This is a genomic window from Nocardioides sp. P86 (genome assembly GCF_023712465.1).
Lineage (GTDB): Bacteria > Actinomycetota > Actinomycetes > Propionibacteriales > Nocardioidaceae > Nocardioides > Nocardioides kribbensis.
Map to the genome: position 1 here is coordinate 472,081 of NZ_JAMAYE010000003.1, position 18,438 is coordinate 490,518.

General features: G+C 76.9%; 20 protein-coding genes. 9 read left to right on the forward strand and 11 right to left on the reverse strand.

The annotated features are described in order from the left end of the window. Positions 1–16: 16 nt before the first annotated feature. Both M3673_RS19720 and M3673_RS15625 read left to right on the forward strand, forming a co-directional pair. Positions 17–1,228 (forward strand): ATP-binding protein, encoded by a 1,212-nt coding sequence (locus M3673_RS19720; protein WP_251534751.1) that lies wholly within the window; start codon positions 17–19, stop codon positions 1,226–1,228. Beyond that, on the forward strand, positions 1,225–1,920 hold the full coding sequence (locus M3673_RS15625; protein WP_251534753.1) for a response regulator transcription factor: 696 nt from the start codon (positions 1,225–1,227) through the stop codon (positions 1,918–1,920). Before M3673_RS19720 ends, M3673_RS15625 begins: the two co-directional genes overlap by 4 nt. Before the next feature lie 88 nt (positions 1,921–2,008). On the opposite strand, the gene M3673_RS15630 is transcribed toward M3673_RS15625, so the two are convergent. Next, positions 2,009–2,425 (reverse strand): VOC family protein, encoded by a 417-nt coding sequence (locus M3673_RS15630; RefSeq protein ID WP_251534755.1) that lies wholly within the window; start codon positions 2,423–2,425, stop codon positions 2,009–2,011. A 149-nt stretch (positions 2,426–2,574) separates the two neighbouring features. Between M3673_RS15630 and M3673_RS15635 the strand changes: the two genes are divergently transcribed. Continuing rightward, a complete protein-coding gene (locus M3673_RS15635) occupies positions 2,575–3,630 on the forward strand; it encodes an SMP-30/gluconolactonase/LRE family protein (protein WP_251534757.1) in 1,056 nt (351 codons plus the stop codon). A 143-nt stretch (positions 3,631–3,773) separates the two neighbouring features. Continuing rightward, on the forward strand, positions 3,774–3,926 hold the full coding sequence (locus tag M3673_RS15640) for a hypothetical protein (protein ID WP_251534759.1): 153 nt from the start codon (positions 3,774–3,776) through the stop codon (positions 3,924–3,926). 88 nt (positions 3,927–4,014) lie between these two features. Here the strand turns inward: M3673_RS15640 and rraA are convergent, their stop codons facing one another. Continuing rightward, on the reverse strand, positions 4,015–4,521 hold the full coding sequence (gene rraA, locus M3673_RS15645; protein ID WP_251534761.1) for a ribonuclease E activity regulator RraA: 507 nt from the start codon (positions 4,519–4,521) through the stop codon (positions 4,015–4,017). Between the two features lie 113 nt (positions 4,522–4,634). Here rraA and mmuM point away from each other — a divergent pair, with 113 nt between their 5' ends. Next, positions 4,635–5,651 carry a homocysteine S-methyltransferase gene (gene mmuM / locus M3673_RS15650; protein ID WP_251534764.1) on the forward strand — a complete coding sequence of 339 codons (1,017 nt, stop codon included), beginning with the start codon at positions 4,635–4,637 and terminating at the stop codon, positions 5,649–5,651. Between the two features lie 39 nt (positions 5,652–5,690). On the opposite strand, the gene M3673_RS15655 is transcribed toward mmuM, so the two are convergent. Further along, positions 5,691–6,386, reverse strand: coding sequence for an SDR family oxidoreductase (locus M3673_RS15655; RefSeq protein ID WP_251534766.1), 696 nt, complete (start codon positions 6,384–6,386; stop codon positions 5,691–5,693). A gap of 244 nt (positions 6,387–6,630) precedes the next feature. On the opposite strand from M3673_RS15655, the gene M3673_RS15660 reads away from it, so the two are divergent. Together M3673_RS15660 and M3673_RS19725 are read left to right on the forward strand one after the other, a co-directional pair. After that, a complete protein-coding gene (locus M3673_RS15660; RefSeq protein WP_251534768.1) occupies positions 6,631–7,608 on the forward strand; it encodes an iron-containing redox enzyme family protein in 978 nt (325 codons plus the stop codon). Continuing rightward, complete coding sequence (locus M3673_RS19725) at positions 7,605–7,913, forward strand: CDGSH iron-sulfur domain-containing protein (RefSeq protein WP_251534770.1); 309 nt, start codon at positions 7,605–7,607, stop codon at positions 7,911–7,913. The genes M3673_RS15660 and M3673_RS19725 overlap by 4 nt, the downstream gene beginning before the upstream one ends. A gap of 33 nt (positions 7,914–7,946) precedes the next feature. Here the strand turns inward: M3673_RS19725 and M3673_RS15670 are convergent, their stop codons facing one another. The 4 genes from M3673_RS15670 to M3673_RS15685 all read right to left on the reverse strand — a co-directional run bounded on the left by M3673_RS15670 (position 7,947) and on the right by M3673_RS15685 (position 11,272). Then, positions 7,947–8,633, reverse strand: coding sequence for a methyltransferase (locus tag M3673_RS15670; RefSeq protein WP_251534772.1), 687 nt, complete (start codon positions 8,631–8,633; stop codon positions 7,947–7,949). Further along, positions 8,630–10,318 (reverse strand): NAD(P)/FAD-dependent oxidoreductase, encoded by a 1,689-nt coding sequence (locus M3673_RS15675; RefSeq protein ID WP_251534774.1) that lies wholly within the window; start codon positions 10,316–10,318, stop codon positions 8,630–8,632. The genes M3673_RS15670 and M3673_RS15675 overlap by 4 nt, the downstream gene beginning before the upstream one ends. Further along, positions 10,315–10,749, reverse strand: a complete 435-nt coding sequence (locus M3673_RS15680; protein WP_251534776.1) for an SRPBCC family protein — start codon at positions 10,747–10,749, stop codon at positions 10,315–10,317. Before M3673_RS15680 ends, M3673_RS15675 begins: the two co-directional genes overlap by 4 nt. A gap of 166 nt (positions 10,750–10,915) precedes the next feature. Beyond that, on the reverse strand, positions 10,916–11,272 hold the full coding sequence (locus M3673_RS15685) for a helix-turn-helix domain-containing protein (RefSeq protein WP_193666387.1): 357 nt from the start codon (positions 11,270–11,272) through the stop codon (positions 10,916–10,918). 155 nt (positions 11,273–11,427) lie between these two features. Here M3673_RS15685 and M3673_RS15690 point away from each other — a divergent pair, with 155 nt between their 5' ends. Next, positions 11,428–12,303 (forward strand): NAD(P)H-binding protein, encoded by an 876-nt coding sequence (locus tag M3673_RS15690; RefSeq protein WP_251534778.1) that lies wholly within the window; start codon positions 11,428–11,430, stop codon positions 12,301–12,303. A 193-nt stretch (positions 12,304–12,496) separates the two neighbouring features. Beyond that, the gene (locus M3673_RS15695; protein ID WP_251534780.1) at positions 12,497–14,773 is read left to right on the forward strand and encodes a SpoIIE family protein phosphatase; all 2,277 of its coding nucleotides are present in this window, start codon (positions 12,497–12,499) and stop codon (positions 14,771–14,773) included. Between the two features lie 59 nt (positions 14,774–14,832). On the opposite strand, the gene M3673_RS15700 is transcribed toward M3673_RS15695, so the two are convergent. The 4 genes from M3673_RS15700 to M3673_RS15715 all read right to left on the reverse strand — a co-directional run bounded on the left by M3673_RS15700 (position 14,833) and on the right by M3673_RS15715 (position 18,438). Further along, positions 14,833–15,300, reverse strand: a complete 468-nt coding sequence (locus M3673_RS15700) for a hypothetical protein (RefSeq protein ID WP_251534782.1) — start codon at positions 15,298–15,300, stop codon at positions 14,833–14,835. 10 nt (positions 15,301–15,310) lie between these two features. Beyond that, positions 15,311–16,633, reverse strand: a complete 1,323-nt coding sequence (locus tag M3673_RS15705) for an NAD(P)/FAD-dependent oxidoreductase (protein ID WP_251534784.1) — start codon at positions 16,631–16,633, stop codon at positions 15,311–15,313. A 1-nt stretch (position 16,634) separates the two neighbouring features. Further along, positions 16,635–17,627, reverse strand: a complete 993-nt coding sequence (locus M3673_RS15710; protein WP_251534786.1) for a DICT sensory domain-containing protein — start codon at positions 17,625–17,627, stop codon at positions 16,635–16,637. A gap of 205 nt (positions 17,628–17,832) precedes the next feature. Next, complete coding sequence (locus tag M3673_RS15715) at positions 17,833–18,438, reverse strand: class F sortase (RefSeq protein ID WP_193666392.1); 606 nt, start codon at positions 18,436–18,438, stop codon at positions 17,833–17,835.

Sequence of the window (18,438 nt, forward strand, 5' to 3'; positions counted from 1 at the left end):
GCTGCTGGCGTGCGCGGTGATCGTCGGGGTCAGCCAGCACCTCGGCGACCGCGCCGCGCGGGCCGAGGCCCTGCAGGACGCCCGCGCGACCACCGAGCTCCTGGCCCGCTCCGTGGCCGGGCCCGCGGTGCCGCGCGGTCTCGTCGACGGGGTGCCCGGCGCGGTGGACCGCTTCGACCGCACGGCGCTCGCCCGCCTCGTCGGGGCCGGGGTGCGCCGGGTGAAGGTGTGGTCGGCCGACGGCACGGTGCTCTACTCCGATGACGTCCGGCTCATCGGGATGCGCATCGAGCTCGGCGAGGACGAGCAGCGCATCCTCGCCGAGGGGGGCACCGACGCCGAGGTCTCCGACCTCAGCGCGCCGGAGAACCGCTTCGAGGCACCCGACCGCGGTCTCATCGAGGTCTACACCCGCCTGGACTCCCCGGAGGGCGAGCCGCTGCTCTTCGAGACCTACTACTCCTCCGACCTCATCGCCACGCGAAGCGACGAGGTCGTGGCGCCCTTCCAGCGGATCAACCTGCTCGCCCTCGCCCTCGTCGTCGCGGTGGCCACGGGGCTGCTCTACCTGCTCAACCGCAGGATCCGCGTGGCCGGCCTGGAGCGCGAGCGGCTCATGGACCGGGCCGCCGCGGCCTCGGAGGCCGAGCGGCGGCGCATCGCCCGCGACCTGCACGACGGCGTGGTGCAGGACCTCGCGGCCACCGCCTTCGGCCTCTCGACGCTGGCCCGGCGCTCCGAGGGCACCCAGCGGCGCGAGCTGCTCGCCTCGGGGGCCGCCCTGCGGCGCAGCATGCGCGACCTGCGCTCGCTGCTCGTGGAGATCCACCCGCCCGGTCTCACCGCGACCACCCTGCCGTCGGCGCTGGCCGACCTCGTGGCGCCCCTCGCCGCGGCCGGGATCGCCGCTGACGTCGAGGTCGGCGACCTCGACGACGTCGACGAGGCCACCCTCGGACTGGTGTGGCGCGTGGCCCAGGAGGCGGTGCGCAACGCGCTGCGCCACGCCCGGGCCTCGACCGTGCGGGTCAGGGTCGGGTGCGACGATGCGACCGCGGTGCTCGAGGTCGTGGACGACGGCGCCGGCTTCCGCGCCGACGTCGCCCAGGCCGGCAGCCACTACGGGCTGCGCGGGCTGCGCAGTCTCGCCGAGGACCACGGTGGCCGACTCACGGTGGAGTCGTCGCCCGGGGCCGGCACCACCGTCCGACTGGAGGTACGACGATGACCCCGACCCCGACCCCGACCCCGACCCCGATCCGGCTCGTGCTCGTCGACGACCACGCGGTGCTGCGCGGTGCGCTCGAGCAGTTCCTCGCCGGCGAGGACGACATCGAGGTGGTCGGCTCGGCCCGCGACGGCGACGCCGCGGTCGAGGTGGTGGCCCGGACCCGACCCGACGTGGTGCTGATGGACCTGCAGATGCCCGGCACCGACGGCGTCACCGCCACCCGGGCCATCGTGGCGGCGGGCGGCTGCGACGTGCTGGTGCTGACGTCCTACTCCGACTCGGAGCGCATCCTGGCCGCCCTCGACGCCGGCGCGGTCGGCTACCTGCTCAAGGACGCCGAGCCCGAGGAGGTGGTGGAGGGCGTGCGGGCCGTCGCCCGCGGGGAGTCGCCGCTGCACCCCCGCGCGGCGCGCACCCTGCTCTCGGCGCGCCCGGCCACGCCCGAGGGCCACGGGCTGAGCCCGCGCGAGGTCGAGGTGCTGGCCCTCGTGCGGGCCGGCCTGGCCAACAAGCAGGTGGCGCGACGCCTCGGCATCTCCGAGGGCACGGTCAAGTCGCACCTCACCTCGATCTTCCACCGCATCGGCGTCGCCGACCGCACCTCGGCCGCGGTCTGGGCCGAGCGCCGCGGGATCGGCGACCGGGCCGACGGTCTGGGCGGTCCGGGCGGTCCGGGCGCGTCGACCTGACCGCAGGCGGCCCGCCGGGCGTGCGGAGGGCCCGGCGCGCCCGCCGTACGGCGAGCAGGGCCGGGCCCTCGACGTGGTGCGGGGCGGGTCAGGCCTTGGGGGCGAAGACCTCGAGGGCGATGTTGTCGGGGTCGCGGAACTCCAGGATCCAGCCGGCGCCGATGTCCTTGACGCCCTCGTGGGCCACGCCGAGGTCGTCGAGCACGCCCGCGGCGGCATCGATCGCGGCCCGGTCGGCGACGGCGAAGGCGACGTGGTCGAGGCCGGTCTTGTCCTCGTCGAAGTGGTCGTCGGCCACCGGACGCAGGCCCAGCAGGCTGTCGCCGAGCTGGTAGATGACGCCGCCGAAGAGGAACGAGAGCTGCTGCCGGGTCTCCTCGTCGGCGTCCGGGGGGAGCTCGAAGGCGACGGGGAGGCCGAAGACGTCGTCGTAGAACTTCCGCGACCGCTCGATGTCGGTGACGGTCAGGCGGACGTGGGCATAGGCGCTGGTCTGGATGGGCATGGCGCCACGGTGCCACCGCCCCGCCGCGCCGGGCTCACCCGAGTGGGGCCGGGCCCGAAGGGGGAGGTCCGGGGGCAGGGGCGTGGCTAGCGTCGAGGAGGTCCCGACCAGCCGCGTCCAGCCGGGCGCCCTCACCCTCGGAGCCACCGATGACCCTGCTCTCCCCGCCCCGCTCGTCCCCCCGCACCGGCCGCACCGGCCGCGCCGGCCGTCGACGCCCGCACCGGGGGCTGGCGCGGCGCGCCGCCGCGCTGGCCGCCACCGGTCTCGCCGCGACCGGTCTCGCGGCCTCCGCCCTGGTCGCCCCGACCGCGGCCGGCGCCGCGCAGGCCCCCGGCGACGGGCCCTTCCCGCAGCGCGTGGCGCTGCCCGACGGCTTCCAGCCCGAGGGCATCGCGGTGGGCCGCGGCTTCGCGGCGTACTTCGGCTCCCGTCTCGACGGCGACCTCTACCGCGCCAACCTGCGCACCGGCACCGGCCGCGTCATCAGCCAGGGTCCGGGCACGCCCTCGGTCGGTCTCAAGGTCGACGAGCAGAACCGGATCTTCGTCTCCGGCGGCACCGCCGGCGACGCGCGCGTGGTCAAGGCCGGCAGCGGCGAGGTGCTGGCCGGCTACCAGCTCGTCGACGTGCCCGCCGACTCCGACGCCGCCTTCATCAACGACGTCGTGCTCACCGACGACACGGCGTGGTTCACCGACTCCGAGAACGCCCAGCTCTTCGGGCTGCCGCTCGAGGGCGGCGACCTCCCCGAGGCCGACGAGGTCGTGCGGCTGCCGCTCGGCGGCGAGTGGGAGCAGGCCGAGGGCCTCAACGCCAACGGGATCACCGCCACCCCCGACGGCAAGGCGCTGCTTGTGGTCAACTCCGCCTCGGGCGGGCTCTTCCGCGTCGACCCCGCCACCGGGGACGCCACGCAGGTCAACCTCGGCGGCGCCGAGCTCACCAACGGCGACGGGATGCTGCTCGAGGGCCGCCGGCTCTACGTCGTGCAGAACCGGCTGAACCAGGTGGCCGTGCTGCGCGTCGCCGCCGGCGGGCGCAACGGCACGCTGCAGCGGACCCTCACCTCCGGGCAGTTCGACGTGCCGACCACCATCGCGCGGCTCGGCGACCGGCTCTACCTGCCCAACGCCCGCTTCTCCACCCCGCCGACCCCCACCACCGAGTACTGGGTGACCCGGGTGGCCGTGCCCCGCGGCTGAGCGCCCCGCACGGGGCGGGCGGCCGGCTGGGTCCGCCGTCCGCCCCGGGACCCCGTCCTGTGACCCGCCCCGTGATCCGTTCCGTGATCCGCCCCGTGGTCGGGAGGCTTCCGCACGGAGCCCGGATCGGGCACCGTGGGGAGATGCAGGAGACCGAGGAGGAGCGCCTCGCCCGCGAGGCCCGCGAGGAGCAGGTGCGCGCTGACGCCGCCCGCGCCCGGGCGCGGGCGGCCGAGCGCCGGGAGACGATGCAGTTCGTGCGGGAGCTCGACATGAGCGAGGAGCTCGACGACTGAGCGTGGCACCGGACGTCGTGCGGAGGGTGGATGCGCATCCACCGAGCGCATGACGTCCCGCGGGACGAGGCCTCGCGCCCCGTCCGGCTCAGGGCAGGACGACGATCCCGTCGTCGTCGCTGACCACGGTGGCGCCGGGGGCGAACGACACGCCGCCGAACTCCACCACCACGTCGCGCTCGCCCGCACCGTCCTTGGCGCTCTTGCGCGGGTTGGAGCCGAGGGCCTTGACCCCGAGGTCGAGCTCGCGCAGGGCGGCGACGTCGCGCACGGCACCGTGGATCACGACGCCCTCCCAGCCGTTGGCGACGGCCGAGGCGGCGATCAGGTCGCCCATCAGCGCGGTGTGCAGCGACCCGCCCCCGTCCACGACCAGCACCTTGCCGGCGCCGGGCTCGGCGAGGGCGGCCTTCACGAGGGCGTTGTCCTGGTGGCAGCGCAGCGTCACGGCGGTGCCGGCGAAGCGGGCGCGAGCGCCGTACTGGCGCAGCTGGAGGTCGCAGGACTGCAGCGCCTCACCGTGCTCGTCGACGAGGTCGGCGGTGGGGGTGGGCCCGGTGGTCGGCCCGGTGGGCGGCTGGGGAGTGGAGGTCACGCGGCCATCCCAGCACAGCGCGCCCAGCCCGCTCGGCGCCGCCGTCCGCCGCGGACCGCCCACCGCGGACCGCCCGTCGCCGCGCCGCGCCCGCGGCGGGGGACGATGGGCGCGTGACTCCCCGCCCCGCTGGTCCCGCCAGCCCTGCCGGTCCCGCCCGCCCTGCCAGCCCAGCCGGTCCTGCCGGCCTCGACGACCTCCCCCCGCAGTCCGCCGACCGCGCCGTCGTGCTCGACGGCGGGCTGTCGAACGCGCTCGAGGACCGCGGCGTCGACCTGTCGTCGCAGCTGTGGACCGCGACGGTGCTGCGCGGGTCGCCGGAGGAGGTCGAGGCCGTGCACGCGGCCTACTTCGCCGCCGGGGCCGAGGTCGCCACCACGGCCAGCTACCAGGTCAGCGAGCAGGGCGTCGTGGCCGCGGGCGGCACGCCCCAGGAGGCCCGGGCGCTGCTGGCGCGCAGCGTCGAGGTGGCCCGCCGGGCCCGCGACGCGGCGCAGGAGCTGCGCGCGGGGTCGGGCGGGCCGGGGCACCGGGGGGCAGAGCGCGGCCGGCTGCTGGTGGCGGCGTCCGTGGGCCCCTACGGCGCGGTGCTGGCCGACGGGTCGGAGTACCGCGGCGACTACGGGCTCAGCCCCAGCGCGCTGCGCGACTTCCACGCGCGGCGCCTCGACGCGCTCGCCGCCGCCGGCCCCGACCTGCTCGCGGTGGAGACGCTGCCCGACGTGCGCGAGGCCGAGGTGCTGGTGCCGCTCCTCGACGACCTGGGCCTGCCCGCGTGGGTGTCCTACTCCGTCGCCGGGGGACGCACGCGCGCGGGCCAGCCGCTCGAGGAGGCGTACGCCGTCCTGGCCGGCAGCACCAGCGTGGTGGCCGCCGGGCTCAACTGCTCCGCACCGGGCGAGGTGGCCGCGGCGGTGCGGGTGGCCGCCGAGGTGACCGGACTGCCCGGCGTGGTCTACCCCAACCGCGGGGAGACCTGGGACGCGGTGGCCAAGGCCTGGCGCGGCGAGCGCGACTGGGACGTCGCGCCCGCGGCCGGCTGGGTCGACGCCGGGGCCCGGCTCGTCGGCGGCTGCTGCCGCGTGGGACCCACCGACATCGAGCGGTTGGCCCGCGCCCTGGAGGCCTGACCGACCGCCCCGGCGCCCCCGGGAGGTCGCGCCGCGGCCTCAGCGGGCGACGAGCTCCTTGGCGCCGGCGTCCCAGACGACCTCGGTGGCGCCGGAGGCGAGGGCCTCGACCACGGTGTCGACCACGACCTGACCGGGCAGCGGGGCGGGCAGCTTCGGCGGCTCGCCGGCCAGCGAGCGCTCGGCCAGCCCGGTGTCGAGGTGGGGCGGGCGCACGTCGAGCACGGTGAAGGCGCGACGGTTCTCCCGGCGCAGCACGGTCAGCCAGGTGGAGAGGGCCGCCTTGGTGGCGGAGTACTCCGCCATCTGGTTGGTGGGCAGCTCGGCCAGGATCGCCGAGAGCACCGCGACCGTGCCGCCGTCCTCGAAGCGCCCGGCGGCCGCGCGCACCAGCGCCATCGGACCGAGGGTGTTGACGGCGAAGAGCTCCTCGACCACCGCCGGGTCGGCCTCGGTCGCGGGACCGAAGCCCGCGACCCCGGTGGCCACGACGAGCAGGTCGAGGCCGCCCATGGCGTCGGCCGCCGCCCCGACGACCTCGCGGCAGGCGTCGGTGTCGACCAGGTCGAGCACGAGCGGCTCGGTGCCGCAGTCCTGCGCCACCGGCGCGAGCCGCCCGGCGTCGCGACCGGCGACGCTCACGGTGGCGCCACGCTCCACGAGGGCGCGGGCGATGCCTGCGCCGAGCACCCCCGAGGCCCCGACGACCAGTGCGCGTGCTCCCGACAGCTCCATGGCTCCTCCTGCGTGCGGGCCCGGTCGGCGCGGGCCGTGGTGCAGCGGCTCGACGCGGGTCCCGGGCGGGTCCGAGGGGCCCCGACGAGGCCCTCCCCAGCGACGGTAGGGGGCCCGCCGGGCGATCACCCAGGACTCACACCCGCAGGGGTGGGAGCGACGTCGGTGGCCGTGGCTACCGTCGGAGGAGCGCCCCGCGCGGCCGCCCGCCCGGGTGACCACCGCCGACCAGGAGGGACCACCGATGCTGATCCCCCAGGCCCGAGGAACGCTGAGCGAGCGGGTCTTCCCGCAGCTCACCGGAGGCCTCGAGGACACCCCGAGTGCGGGTCTCGGCTGCGGCGGGGACGCCGACTCCCGCGACGACGCCGCGGTCACGCTGTGGGCGCTCCAGGAGCTGCACTACCGCGGCTTCGACGACGTCGACGACGCCCTCGAGTGGCACCCGGCGGTGCACGCGCTGCGCTGGGAGCTCGAGGCCGACCTCGAGGCGCGGCTGCGCGAGCGCCACGCCGACCTGGTGCCGCGACCCGAGGACCACACCGCCGAGGGCCTGGCCGAGCGGCTCTTCGCCATGGTCGAGGCCGACGACGGACCCTCGCTGGCCCGCCACGTCGAGACCACCGCGACCCGTGACGAGGTCGAGGAGCTGCTGCGCCACCGCTCGGTCTACCACCTCAAGGAGGCCGACCCCACGACCTGGGTCGTGCCGCGCCTGGAGGCCACGGTCAAGGCCGCGCTCATGGAGGTGCAGCTCGACGAGTACGGCGGCGGCGACCCCGCCCGCCTGCACCACCACCTCTTCGCCCGCGGCCTGGCCGCCTCGGGCATGAGCGCCGACTACGGCGCCACCCTCGACGAGGCGAGCGCCGCGGTGCTGGAGCAGAACGCCGCGCTGTCGATGCTCGGCCTGCACCGCCGCCTGCGCGGCGCCGCCCTGGGCCACCTCGCCGCCGTCGAGGCCAGCAGCTCCGGGCCGTCGCGACGCATGGCCCGCGGCCTGCAGCGCCTCGGCTTCGCCCCCGAGATGGTGGAGTACTACACCGAGCACGTCGAGGCCGACGCCGTGCACGAGCAGCTCGCCGTGCGCGCCATCTGCGGCGCCCTGGTCGAGCGCGAGCCCCACCTCGCCGGCGACGTGCTCCTCGGCGCCGCGATCTGCCTCGACCTCGAGGCCCGCACCGCCACCGACCTGCTCGCCCGCTGGGACCGCGCGGCGTGAGCGACCCGACCCCCCGCACCGCCCCGCCGCGGGTCGGCAGGAGCGGCGCCGGCGTACCCGTGGTGGGGGCGGGAGAGCGCGCAGCGGAGGCCGCCCCGGTGGTCGACGACGTCTCACGCCCCGACGTGGTGCTCTGCCCCGGGGGCCCGATGCTCGTGCGCGGGCGGCTCGTGGTGGAGGACGACCAGGGCGTGCGGCACACCACCCACCGTCCGGTCTCCGCGATCTGCCGCTGCAGCCGCTCGGCCACGCTGCCGTGGTGCGACGGCACGCACAAGGTGCTGCCCGCCAGGCTGCGTCCCTGACGGCAGCCCGACCGCGGCCTGCGCGGGGCGGGCTCAGGCGCGGTCGAGGCGCAGCAGGGCGCCACGACCGACGACGCGACGGTCGACCGGCACGAGGCCGTGGCGGGTGCCCCAGGCCGCCTCGACGACGTCGCACTGGGCGGTGTCGGCGAGCTGGAGCAGCACCGAGCCGCCGGGCAGCAGGTGGCGCTCGGCGACCTCCAGGCAGGTCCAGGCCAGGTCGAGGCCGTCGGCCCCGCCGTCGATGGCCAGCAGCGGGTCCGCGGGGAAGCGCCCGGTGTCGGCGGAGGGCAGGTAGGGCGGGTCGGCGATGACCAGCGCGAACCGCTCGTGGTCGGCCACGGCCTCGCGCAGGTCGCCCTCGCGGACCTCGGTGAGCTCGGCGGGTCGCTCCGCGGTGGCGTTGGCGGCGACGTTGTCGCGGGCGAAGGCGCAGGCCACGGGACTCGCGTCGACGCACACCAACGCGCGCCGCGACCCGGCCACCGCGGCCAGGCCGATGTGGCCGACCCCCGCGCACAGCTCGAGCACGGCCCCCTCGGCCCCGGGGGACCCGGTGACCCCGGCCGCGGTGCCGTCCCGCTCGGAGAGGAGCTCGGCGGCCCACTGCGACTGGGCCAGCGTCCACTCCCGCGGCTCGAGCACCCGGTCGTCGAAGGTCAGCACGAGCGGCCCGAACGCCGCCCGCCGTACCCCGTGGTCGGCGCCGGGGCCGGTCACGACGCGCCCCCGCCGGCCGTGCCGCGGCCGAGCGTGCCCCGCACCGAGCGGCCCACCGAGCGCGGCAGCGCCGTCAGCGCCGAGACCCGGGCGTGGGCCAGCGCGGCGCGGGCGGCGTTGCTGCCGGGGGCGCCGTGCACACCGCCGCCGGGGTGGGCGGCGGCCGAGCCGAGGTAGAGCCCGGCGACGCCGGTCTCGGCGCGGCCCCACTGGCCGGGCACGGGCCGGAAGAGCAGCATCTGGTGCAGCTGGGAGGTGCCCGCGCCGACGGCGCCGCCGACGAGGTTGGCGTTGCGCTGCTCCAGCTCGCGGGGGCCGAGCACGCGACGGGCCCTGACGAGGGACCCGAAGCCCGGGGCCAGCTCCTCGAAGCGCGCCTGCATGCGGTCGGCGAAGCGCTCGCGGTCGTCGGGGCCCCAGTCGCCGCCGACCGTGCCACCGGTGCTGCCCGGGCCGCTCGCCGCGCCGTCCGCGGCGTCGCCGCGGGTCTGCTGCGGCACGTGGGTGTAGGCCCACACCGCCTCGGTGCCGGCGGGGGAGCGGGTGGGGTCGGCGGTGGTCATCTGCCCGGCGAGCATGAAGGGGTGGGCGGGCACGTAGCCGGAGGCGACCTGCGCCGTGGCCCCGGCCATCTCGGCGCGCGACGCGGCCAGGTGCAGCGTGCCCGGGGCGTGCTCGGGGGCGCTGGCCCAGGGGATGGGGCCGTCGAGGGCCCAGTCGACCTTGACCGTGGCGGGGTCCATCTCGAAGCGGTCGAGCCCGCGGGCGACCCGGGCGGGCACGTCGGAGGGGTCGAGCAGGTGGCGGTAGAGCGCCTCGACGCCCACGTCGGCGACGACGGCGCGGCGCGCGGCGTACCGCTCGCCCGAGCGCAGCCGCACCCCGGTCGCGCGGCCGCGGTCGGTCTCGACGGCCACGACCTCGGCGTCGCAGCGCACCTCGCCGCCCAGCGACTCCAGGCGGCGCACCATCGCGGCGCTGAGCTCGCCGGCGCCGCCCTGCGGGGCGGGGAAGCCGACGGTCTGGCCCATCATCGTCAGCAGCAGGCCGAGCATGCCCGAGCCGGCCGCGTCGAGGGGGATGTCGGCGTGGCCGGCGTTGCCGGCCACCAGCGTGCGCAGCGCCTCGCCGCCCAGGCGTCCGTCGAGCATGGTCAGCGCGGGGCTCAGCAGGGTGCGCACGAAGTCGACGCCGCCGACGTGGCGCAGCCGGGTGAGCACCCCGAGTCCCCCGCGCACGGGCGGGAACGGCGTGAGCAGCGCGTCGATGAGCGCGGGGCCGATGGCGTCCCAGTCGGCGCACAGCCGCAGCCAGGCCTCGCCGTCGCCGGGGTGGGCGCGCTCGGCCAGGTCGGCGGTGATCCCGCGGTCGCGGTGCAGCAGCGCCCACGAGCCGTCGGGGAAGGGGTGGCCCTGCACCGCGGGCGGGTGCGACCAGGTCAGGCCGTGGCGCTCCAGGTCGAGCCCGAGCATGACCGGCGAGGCGCGCGCGAAGGGGTAGAAGGCGCTGAAGGTGTCGTGCACGAAGCCGTCGGCCAGCTCGTGGCTGCTGCGCACCGCGCCGCCGGCGTCGGGCTGCGCCTCGAGCACGAGCACCGACCAGCCGGCGTCGGCGAGCAGGTTGGCGGCGACCAGCCCGTTGGGGCCGGAGCCGATGACGAGGGCGTCGTACGTCGCTCCCGTCACGGGCGGTTCTCGCACACGTAGGCCAGCCGGCGCAGGGTCTCGGTGTTGCGCCAGGTCATCGGCGGGTCGTGGAGGAGGCTCGGCACGAGGCGGCCCGGTCCGCGGTCGACCCGCTCCTCGACCTCCACCGACGTGCCGGCGCCCGACGGCGTGAGGCGGAAGGTCACCCGCGCGCGGCCGAAGGGCCGGCCGTAGGCGAGCAGGGTCAGGGTGGTGCGCGGGTGCATCTCGACGACCTGGGTGCTGTCGTCGAGCAGCGCCGGCCAGGCGCCGACGGAGTGGTGCAGCCGCGCCCCGACCTCGGGCCAGTCGTCGTCGACCTCGCGCATCCGGGAGGCGCCCACCACGAAGAGGGGGTACATCCACCCGTCGCTGAGGACCTCCCAGACCGTCTCGGGGGTGGCGGCGAGGTCGCGCGAGGTGTGGCTCATGGCTCCCACCCTCCTCGCACCCCCCGCCGGGCACCACACCCGCGGGGGTCAGGCGGGTGGCCCGCGCGTCTTACCGACCGTTGCGACCACTACCTGACCGTCACGACAGTCGGCCAGTGGTCGCAACGGTCAGTAGGACGCAGGCGCGCGGCGGCGACCGCGGTCGTCAGGGGGCGAGCGGGGCCACGTGGTCGCGGATCCAGCCGAGCAGCGGCGTCATCAGCGCGACCGCCTGCTGGCCGGCGGGGGTGAGGGAGTACTCCACGTGCGGCGGCACGACCGGCAGGGCCTCGCGCCGCACCAGGCCGTCGGCCTCGAGGGTCTGCAGGGTCTGGATGAGCATCTTCTCGCTCACCCCGTCGATGCGGCGCTTGAGGGCGCTCCAGCGCAGCGTGCCCTCGCCCAGGGTGACCAGCACCAGCACGCCCCACTTGCTGGTGACGTGCTCGAAGACGGCGCGGGTCGCGGGGCACAGCGAGTCCACGGGCACCACGGCGGCGGGGGTGCGGGGGAGGGTGGTCACGTACCGACCTTACTCCGAGGTGAGTACCCCACGTCGAAGTGCGTACCCCACCGCGGGAAGGGTGTCGGGCCGGGCGCGGTTGGCAGGGGCGGGGCCGCCGACGGCGCGGCCCGCCGCGGCGACCGCCGCGGCAGCGACGTGTGGAGGAGACAGGGATGACGATCGTGGTGAGCGGGGCGACCGGGCAGCTGGGCCGGCGCGTGGTGGAGGAGTTGCTGGCGCGGGGCGTGGCCCCGGCCGACGTGGTGGCCGGCGGTCGCGACAAGGAGCGGCTCGCGGCGCTGGGCGAGGCGACCGGGGTGCGCACCGCACGGATGGACTACGACGACCCCGCGACCCTCGAGGCGGCCCTGTCGGCCGGCGACGTGTTCCTGCTCGTCTCCGGCAGCGAGCCCGGCGGGCGCGTGCCGCAGCACGCCGCGGCGATCGACGCGGCCGTCCACGCCGGCGTCGCGCACGTCGCCTACACCAGCGTCCTCGGCGCGGGCGCCACCCCGCTGTCGCTGGCCGCGGAGCACGAGGCCACCGAGGAGCTGCTGCGGGCCAGCGGGCTGCCGGTGACGCTGCTGCGCAACGGCTGGTACACCGAGAACTACGCCGCCACGCTCGAGCAGGCCCGCGCCACCGGCGTCGTCCTGACCAGCACCGGTGAGGGGCGCGTGGCCAGCGCGACCCGCGACGACTACGCCGCCGCCACCGCGCGCGTGCTCGCCGACGTGGCCGCCGGCGACGGCGCCGAGCACGTGGGTGCGGCCTACGAGCTCTCCGGCGACCACGCCTGGGACGCCGAGGAGCTGGTGGCCGCGCTCGGCGAGGTGCTCGGTCGCGAGGTCACGCTGCGGGCCGTCGACACCGACACCCACGTCGCCGCCCTGCGCTCCGCCGGGCTCGACGAGGGCACCGCAGGCTTCGTCGCCGGTCTCGACGCCGCCATCGCGCAGGGCGCGCTCGCCGCGACCCCCGGCGACCTGTCCCGCCTGGCCGGGCGCCCCACGACCCCGCTGGTCGACGCCCTGCGCGCGATGGCCTGAGCCCGGGAGGCGCGTCGCGCCCCGCCCGGACGGGCGAGGTCGGGGTGGGGCGGGCACGCGAACGGCGCGGAGCGCCTAGGCTCCCCAGCAGGACGCCGCGACGCGCCGGGCCCCCGGCGCGACCGGGCCGTGCCCGCCGTACCCGCAGTGACCGCCCGACCCCCCTCGCCCCCTCGTCGCCTGGAGCCCCGCGTTGACCGACGTCCGACCGTCGCACACCCCCGCCTACGGCGGTGTCGACCTCACGACGTGCGACCGGGAGCCGATCCACGTGCCCGGCGCGATCCAGCCCCACGGCGTGCTGCTGGCCCTGGAGCCGGACGACCTGACCGCGGTGGTGGTCTCCGCCAACTGCGAGCAGCTGCTCGGGGTGGCCTCGGGCGCCGCGCGCGGACGCACGCTGGCCGAGCTGCTCGGCGAGGCGGCGGCCGCGGCGATCGCGCCGCGGGCCGCGAGCCCCACCAAGGGCGAGCCGATGGTGCTGCGCCTGCCCGAGGACCTGCCGCTGGCCACAGGGGCGCGGGGCGCGCTGGCCGGTGCCGACGTCGACGTCACCGTGCACCGCTCCGGGGAGCGCGTGGTGGTCGAGCTCGAGCAGCTCGGCGGCCCGGGCGCGGGCACGCTGTCCTACCAGTCGGCGCGCGGCGCGATGGCCCGCCTGGCCAGCGCCGCGTCGGTGGCGGACCTGGCCGACCGGCTGGCCCACGAGGTGCGCGGGCTGAGCGGCTTCGACCGGGTCATGGTCTACCGCTTCGACCAGGACTGGAACGGCGAGGTCATCGCCGAGGACCGGCGCGAGGACCTCAACCCCTTCCTCGGCCTGCACTACCCCGCCACCGACATCCCGGCCCAGGCCCGGCGGCTCTACACCGTGAACTGGACGCGGCTCATCGCCGACGTCTCCTACACCCCGGTGCCGCTCGACCCGGTGCTCGACGAGGTCACCGGAGCCCCGCTCGACCTGTCGCACTCCACGCTGCGCAGCGTCTCGCCGATCCACGTCGAGTACCTCACCAACATGGGCGTGGGCGCCTCGATGTCGGTCTCGCTGGTCATCGACGACGAGCTGTGGGGCCTGGTGGCGTGCCACCACTACTCCGGGCCGCACCGGCCCAGCCACGACGCGCGCGCCGCGGTGGAGTTCCTGGGGCAGTTCGCCTCGCAGATGATCAACGACCGCGAGCGCGCCGACGGGCGCGAGGCCGCCATCGGGAGCCAGACCGAGCTCAACCGCTTCACCGCTGCCCTGACCGCCTCCGAGCTCAACCCGCTGGTGCAGCTCATGTCCGACCCGGCGCTGCTGCGGCTGGTCGGGGCCGGCGGTGCCGCGCTGTCGGTGGAGGGCGTGATCACCACGCTGGGCCGGGTGCCCGAGGAGCGGCACCTGCAGCGCATCGGCGCCCTGCTGCACCGCCCCGACGGCCGCGCCGTGCACACCCACCACCTCGGCGTGCTCGCCCCCGACCTCGAGGAGGTCTCCGACGTCGCCGCCGGCGCGATGGTGATCGGCAGCAGCGACCCCTCGAGCTGGCTGATGTGGCTGCGGCCCGAGCTCGAGGAGGTCGTCGACTGGGGCGGCGACCCCACCAACAAGCTGCTCTACGACGCCGAGGGCCCCGAGGTCCGCCTCAGCCCCCGCAAGTCCTTCGACAAGTGGCGCCAGGTCGTGCGCGGACGCAGCGAGCCCTGGACGGCCTGGCAGGTCGACACCGCCGAGGCCCTCAACGCCCACGTCACCGGGGTGCTGCTCGCCCGCTCCCGCGAGCAGATCGCCATGGCGGAGTCGCTGCAGCGCTCGGTCGTCGCCGAGGTCGCCCCCGACTTCGACGGCGTGGAGATCGCCGCGCGCTACCTGCCGGCCTCGACCTACCAGCTCGGCGGCGACTGGTGGGACGCCTTCGAGCTCGACGACGGCCGGGTGGCCTTCGTCGTCGGCGACGTCGCCGGCCACGGCGTGCAGGCCGCGACCGCGATGACCCAGGTGCGCACCGCGCTGCGGGCCTACCTCTTCGGCGGCGACACGCCCGCGGGCTGTCTCGACCGGCTCGACCGGCTGATGGACGGGCTCCTCGACCAGCGGGTCGCCACCGCCCTCGTCGGGGTGCTCGACCGCGCGAGCGGCGTGCTCCAGCTCTCCTCGGCCGGTCACCTCCCGCCGCTGCTGTGCGTCGACGGCGAGGCCCACGAGCTGTCGCTGCGGCAGCGCCCTCTGCTCGGCATCGGGGTGGGGCAGGCGGTCGTCGACGAGGTCGACCTCTCCGGCGGCGCCACGGTGCTCATGTACACCGACGGCCTGGTCGAGCGTCGTGGCCTCGACATCGCCGAGACCCTCGAGCAGCTGCGCGTCACCGCCTGCGTCGGACCCGGCGAGCGGATGCAGGAGTGGGTCGACGAGATCGTCGAGGCCGTCGCCGGCGTCAAGGACGACGACACCACCGTGCTCGCCATCCGGATGGGTCCGCAGGGCTGAGCCCTGACGCCCCGGAGCGGGGCACGAGCGGGGCACGGGCGGGGCCGTGGCGGGAGGCGTCAGGCCACGAGCACGGCGAGGGCCGCGGCGACGGCGGCCACGAGGGCCAGCACCGCGCGGGCGAGGTCGGCGCGCAGCAGCAGGCGCAGCAGCGCCGGGTCGGGTCTGACGGCGCCGGTGGGCCCGGGCCGGCCGAGCCGGCCGTGGGTGGGGGCGGCCAGCGTGGCGGTGACCGCGACGGCGCCGCCGGCCGCGGCGAGGGCGACCAGCTCGGCGGGGCCGGGCACGACGAGCGCGGCGACGACGCCGACGACCAGCAGGGCGCCGTAGACGAACCCGACGAGCGGGGCGATCACGCGCGAGTGCCGGGTGTGGGCGGTGGGCCAGCGCTCGGGCTGCTCGCGTCCGGTGGCCACCAGCACGGGGTAGACCAGCGCGCTGACGACCGCCTGGAAGCCGAGGTGGAGCCACGTGACGGCGACCAGCGCCGCCCGCACCACGTCGGGGTCGCCGAGCGGACCGCTCACGGGGTGGCGCTCACAGGTCGGCGAGCACGGTGCGGGCGGCGCGGTCGCCGCTGACCAGGGCGCCCTGGATGGAGGCGGTGTCGCGGTGGTCGCCGCAGACCACGACGCCGGAGTCGAGGGCCTGGCGGCGGCGCGCGGCCAGCGGCGCGGGCTGGGCGGGCAGGGCGTGCTCCACCTCGTGGCGCACCACCACGCGCCACGAGGAGGTGTCGACCCCCAGCAGGAGCCCGGCGTGGCGGCGGATCTCGCCGTCGGTGGCCGGCGCGGTGCCGCGCCGCAGGAGGGCCGAGCCCTGCACGAGGTGGCTCCCCTCCGGTGCGTACGTCGGGGCCGCTGCGGACACCACCGCGGTGTTGACCAGCGGGCCGGCGGGCACCTCGCGCGCGTCGACGTGGAGCATGCGGGCCTCGGTGGCGCTGCGCAGCCCGACCGGCTCGTCGGTGGCGAACCACGTGGTCACCACGCCGCGGGTGCGCACCGGCTCCAGCGCGGTGAGCCCGGCGGCGCCGACGCCGTCGGTGGCCACCACGACGCGGCGCGCCCGCACGGAGCCGGCCGGCCCCTCGACGAGCACCCCGCGGGGCCCGGCGGGGCCGACCCGCTCGACGCGGTGGTCGAGTCGCACCCGTGCGCCGAGCGGTGCGGCGAGCTGCTCGGGCAGCGCCTGCATGCCCTGCGCGGGCAGGCCGGGCACGCCGGTGAGGAAGGAGCGCAGCAGCAGCAGCGCGAAGGCCGAGGAGGTGGCGCCGGAGTCGTCGAGCACCACCCCGGACAGGAAGCGGTCGAGCACCCGGCGCAGCAGACCGTGCACGCCGGCCCGGTCGAGGGCGGTGCGCAGGTCGGTGTCGCCGCCGCTGGTGAGGTGGTGGGCCAGGTGGCGCCCGGCGGGGTGGCGCAGCAGCGGCGCGGCCCAGCGGGCCAGGGGCAGCACGTCGAGGGCGCGAGGAGCCACGTGGCGCAGCGTGGAGGGCAGCGTGCGGGTGGCGCGCAGCGGGTCGCCGAGCAGCAGCCGGCCCTCGTCGGTGCCGGCGACGACCCCGGCCCCGAAGGACTGCAGGCCCAGCGCCGGGGCGTCGACCCAGGCGCGCACGGCGGCGTAGGCGGGGTTGAGCAGCTGGAAGCCGCGGTCGCACCGGTGGCCGTCGACGACGTCGGTGCGGATCCGGCCGCCGACGGCGTCGCCGGCCTCCCAGACCTGCACGTCGAGGCCGGCGTCGGCGAGCACGCGGGCGCAGCGCAGGCCCGCGAGGCCGGCGCCGACGACCAGGACGTCGGTCTCGGTCGCGGCCGCGCCCGCCCCGGTCGCCTCGGCGGCGGTGCCGGCAGGGGTCACGTCAGCGGACCGCGTAGCGGTCGACGTAGGACACGACGCGGTTGAACATCGCCGTCACCGAGGCCAGGTCGGCCAGCGCGGGGTCGGGGGAGCTGGCCAGCTCGTAGAGCACGGGCCGGGCCTCCTCGACGCCGGCGGCCTGGGCCACGCGGGCGCAGACCCGGGCCGCGTCGCGCACCGGCCCGGGCTCGACGGTCCACAGCGACTCGAAGACCCGGTCGCGGTCGGGGGTGTCGTCCTGGCCGGGCAGCTCCCAGGCGGTGAGGGCGGCGGAGAGGTCGGGGGCGTCGCAGACGACGGTCCACTCGCGGCGCATGGGGGCGTCGTGGGGCAGGGTCACCGCCGTCGGCGTACGACGCGGCGGCTGCGGTCGGGCGGGACGCGTCGGGCGCCCCCCGGCGCCGGGCCGCGCCTCGGGCGCGCCGGCCGAGGCGGGCCCGGCCGACAGCGTGGTGGTGTCGCCGTCGGAGCTGCGGGTCACGGGCGGGCTGGTGAACTCGGCGAAGACGAAGGTCTGGCGGGCCACCCGCGCCAGCTCCTCCCAGCGCTGCTGGGAGTGGGCGTAGAACTTCTCGTGCTGGAAGGCGCCGAAGAGGTAGGGCCGGTCGGCGAGCGCGCAGAACTCGTCCTCGATGGCCCACGACAGCGCCAGCAGCGTCGACTTGCGCAGGCGGTAGCTGTTGAGCCGCGGGTGGAGCCGGCGCAGCTCGGCGTAGGCCGACGGGGTCGTCGGCTCGGCGTCGGACCAGGCCGCGGAGACCGCCTGCTCGACGGCGACGTCGAGGCGCACCCCCATCTGGCGGCGGCGGATCACGTCGAGCACGACCTCGACGTCGGCCGCGGAGTAGCGCCGGTGACCGCTGTCGCGGCGCTGCGGGTTGGGGAAGCCGTGGCGCTGCTCCCACATGCGCAGCGTCGCCGGGGCGACGCCCGTGCGCGAGGCCAGGTCACCGATCGTGAGGGTCTCGGGACCGGGGTTCGACGCGTCGTTCATGCCGGTACTGTAAACCTCCACAGGGTGTTGAGGAACGTGTGGACAACTGTTCACACCCCACCGGGCGGCCCCGGGTGCCCCTCGGACCAGACCAGTGACCGGGCCAGTGACCGGACCAGTGACGGCACGTGACCGTCCGCGAGGCCGGCCAGGGTCCGGGCCGGCGGCCGGTCCCGGTCGGTGCCGGGCTGTGCGGAGGGCCGGGTCAGACCGGCTCGCCGAGGGCGCGGCCGAAGACGACCACGTTGCTCTCGTAGGCCGCGCCGTCCCAGTCGGTGCACGAGATGAGCACCAGGCGGCCGTCGCGGCGGTCCTGGCCGAAGACCTGCTGGGCGTTGGCCGCGAGCTGGTCCTTGTCGTAGACCACGACGCGGGTCACCTCGTAGCGCATCCGGCCCCGCGGGGTGGTCACGTCGACCGCCGCGCCGCGCCGCACGTCGCCGAGGCGGTCCAGCGAGCCGCCGCCGGTGTGGACGGTGTGGCCCGCGATGACGGTCTGGCCGCTCTCGGCGCCCGGCTGGGCGGAGGCGTCCCACCAGCCGACGTCGAGCACGTCGGTGGGCGGGTCGAGCACGCGGTCGGTGGTGACGGCGATGGGCACGACGGGGGCGTCGATGCGCAGCGAGCGCACCTGCAGCCGCACGGGGTCGGCCGGGCCCAGGTCGGCGTACGACGGGCCGCTGTCGTCGGTGCCGCTGGGCAGCACCAGCCCACCGAGGACGAGCCCGACGCCCAGCACGAGCAGGGCCGTGGTGAGGGCTCCGAGACGGGCGGTGACGCCCGCCCCGGCTCCGCCGTCAGCGGTGCCCAC